Source organism: Flavobacterium silvaticum (genome assembly GCF_012911565.1).
Taxonomy (GTDB): Bacteria; Bacteroidota; Bacteroidia; order Flavobacteriales; family Flavobacteriaceae; genus Flavobacterium; species Flavobacterium silvaticum.
Genome location: NZ_JAAMPU010000015.1, coordinates 1 through 243, shown reverse-complemented (window position 1 = coordinate 243; position 243 = coordinate 1). Strand labels below are relative to the sequence as shown.

1 rRNA gene is annotated in these 243 nt (G+C 48.6%); it reads left to right on the top strand.

Features of this window, described 5'->3' with window-relative positions:
* Positions 1–50: 50 nt before the first annotated feature.
* Positions 51–243, top strand: a 16S ribosomal RNA gene (locus G6047_RS00040); the annotation flags it as partial.

Here is a 243-nt window from a genome sequence, read left to right as displayed (position 1 = left end):
GATTTCGAATAAAAAAACCTGGCATCTTAGATCGTAAGTTATAAAAATATACGATGAAGAGTTTGATCCTGGCTCAGGATGAACGCTAGCGGCAGGCTTAACACATGCAAGTCGAGGGGTAATGGCTTTCGGGCCATGAGACCGGCGCACGGGTGCGTAACGCGTATGCAATCTGCCTCTCACTGGGGAATAGCCCGGAGAAATCCGGATTAATGCCCCATGGTATTTTGGTTGGGCATCCAA